The 2,888-nt window shown below is 57.7% G+C and carries 2 protein-coding genes; one reads left to right on the top strand and one right to left on the bottom strand.

Features of this window, described 5'->3' with window-relative positions; all coding sequences use genetic code 11:
* The first annotated feature begins 328 nt into the window (after positions 1–328).
* A complete protein-coding gene (locus H5U08_RS14640; RefSeq protein WP_297034622.1) occupies positions 329–1,612 on the top strand; it encodes a uroporphyrinogen decarboxylase family protein in 1,284 nt (427 codons plus the stop codon).
* 274 nt (positions 1,613–1,886) lie between these two features.
* On the opposite strand, the gene H5U08_RS14645 is transcribed toward H5U08_RS14640, so the two are convergent.
* A partial coding sequence (locus tag H5U08_RS14645) for a cbb3-type cytochrome c oxidase subunit I (RefSeq protein WP_297034625.1) occupies positions 1,887–2,888 on the bottom strand: 1,002 nt, incomplete at its 5' end.

A 2,888-nucleotide genomic window follows, 5' to 3' on the forward strand; every position in this document is an offset into this window, starting at 1 on the left:
GGTGGAAGGAACAGCCTCGGGTCAAAAAGGGCGCAACGCCTGGGGACGTCGCTGAAACCAACCTTCAAAAGGAATTGACGCGCAACGCGGCTTGATTCGTCGTCCCGAATGGGCCTTTGTTGCGCGGCACCCGTCACCACTGGGCCCCTCCCCTATTGTCCACTTTGTCCTGCCTGTCCTCGAATGGTCGCTCGGCAACTTTTTCCGGAGGGCATTTTTTTGGGGAACGGGACTGGCTAAAATGGCAACCGGTTTTTCTGGTCGCTGGTGTGCCCCGAAATCCCCGTCTGACAAATGAACCGGGAGTGGACCAAGGGAGGCTCTGGTTATGACACCTCGTCAACGCGTGCTGACGGCGCTGGAGCACAAGGAACCGGATCGGGTGCCCATTGACTTCGGAGGACATCGTTCTTCCGGCATCGCCGCGATTGCCTACGCTCGCTTGAGGAAATTCCTGGGCCTTCCAGATCGCCCCATTCGGGTCTATGACCCTATCCAGCAACTTGCTGTGATTGATGAGGATATTCTCGACCTTTTTCACGTGGACACGATCGAGCTGGGGCGCGCGTTCGCCCAGGAACCCGAGTACTGGGTGGACTGGGTGTTGCCTGACGGAACCCCCTGTCAGATGCCCAACTGGGCGGTGCCTGAACGACATGACAATGAGTGGGTCCTTCGCGGGCCGACAGGGCGGATCCTCGGCCGGATGCCTGATGGAGCACTCTACTTCGAGCAGTGCTACTGGCCCTTTGCCGAAAAAGACAATCCCGATAGGGCGGCAGACGCCCTGAAGGACACGATCTGGTGCGGGATTCCGTCACCTCCCGGGCCGATCGTAGAAGGGCCGGGCGGCCTGGAACGCCTCCAAAAAGGGGCCCAGTGCCTCCGGCAGAAAACAGATCGGGCCATTCTCTATTTGTTCGGCGGGAACCTCCTGGAATGCGGGCAATTCCTTTATCGCAACGATAATTTTTACATGCTCCTGGCCGGAGATCGAACCAGGGCAGAACGGGTTCTGGATCGCCTCACCGAGGCACATCTGGCTAATCTGGAACGCGTGCTGCCCGTCCTCGACGGCTTGATCGACATTATTGTTTTCGGAGACGACCTCGGGATGCAGACGGGACCGCAGATCTCCCCCAAAATGTATCGGGAACTCTTCAAGCCCCGTCATGCCGCAATGTGGAAACGCGCCAAAGAACTGGCGGACGTCAAGGTTATGCTGCACTGTTGTGGAGGAGTCCGCGAGCTCCTGGATGACTTGATCGACGCCGGTCTGGATGCCATCAACCCGGTCCAGATTTCATGCAAGGGTATGGATCCGGAGGGATTAAAACGCGATTTCGGGGGAAGAATCACATTCTGGGGGGGAGGATGTGACACGCATCAAACACTGGCGTTCAGCACACCGGCGCAAATCAAAGAACACGTCAGGCATCTCATCGAGATTCTGGCGCCCGGTGGCGGTTTCGTTTTTCAACAGGTCCACAATATTCTGGCAGATGTTCCACCCGAGAACATCGTGGCCATGTTTGAAGCCGCCTACGAGTTCGGGGCGTATGGATCGCGAAAGAACTGTTCCCCATCAGGCGCCGTTCCGCGGTCGACGTAGGCAAACGAGGAAACCTGTTACATTTTTCTATTTGGATGCTTCGCCGTTTCTGCGACGCTTGGAGCCGCTCCGTAGTTCGGTGCCCCAGTTCGGTCAAGCATCGGATTCGCGCTGAGAGCAAGCGTCTCGCCCAGACCGAGGAACGGCTCCGGAATCGCGATGCCTGAAAAGGAATGTGTTTCTAAAAAACGGCCGCCGAGCGGACCGGTGATCGCCCGGCGGCCGTCGCCAACTCTTACCCCTAATCAGTCAGGGGTCGATCTGCCGCCGCATTTTAACCCTGGACCTTCCGAAGGCGTGGGTAGGTGGTGATCAGGAAATACAAGAGCGGCAGCGCGCCCACCACAATGATGATGGTGTCCGGGATGATGCGCAGATTGCCCAGCGTCTGAATGATGGGCAGTTCATAAAACGCTGCGCTGCGTCCCCACCAGAAACCGTTATCATACGCATGCCACACCTGCATGACGCCGATGGGCAACAATCCAGTGAGGAACATCAGGAACAATCCCCCGTTCAAGCCCCAGAAACTGATCTGGAGGATGCGGTCGTTCCACGCCTTGTTCTCCGTCAGACCTCTCCACGAGAAGAGAATCACAGCGATGGCCAGCATTCCGTACACCCCAAACAGGGCTGTGTGGCCGTGATTGCTCGTGAGATAAGTGGCGTGCTCATAGTAGTTGATGATGGGGAGGTTGATGATGAAACCAAACACTCCCGCACCGAGGAAATTCCAAAAGCTGGACGCGGTCAGGAAATACAGCGGCCACCGATAGGGGAATTCCTGTCCCGCGTCGCGAATGGACTTGTATTCCATCCAGGCTCGAACGACGAGCAGAATGAGCGGCACGGGTTCCAGGGAGCTGAACACGCCCCCGATTGCCAGCCAGAAGCTCGGCCCTCCATACCAGAAATAGTGGTGCGCGGTGCCCGGGATGCCGCTCAGAAAGACCAGGATGGCAGTCAGATAGGCCACCCGCAGGGCGGAACCGGCTGTCACCAGTCCGAGCGTCACAAGGAACAGGGAAATGACGCCCACACCGAAGAATTCAAAAATACTTTCCACCCAGATGTGCACGACAAACCATCGCCAGTAGTCCGCGATCGTGATGTGCGTGCCACGCCCATAGGCCAGTCCAAAGCCGAAAAAGAGCACCACGAAGACCGCGCTGAGGACGTAAAACGTAATCAGGGCGCGGCGATCTTTCTCTTCAGGGTCGGAAGAACTGCCATTGGACCTGGGCAGAAGCCCTGGGGCGATGCCCCGGTACACGAC

Origin of the sequence: Thermogutta sp. (genome assembly GCF_014359955.1) — a bacterium.
GTDB lineage: Bacteria > Planctomycetota > Planctomycetia > Pirellulales > Thermoguttaceae > Thermogutta.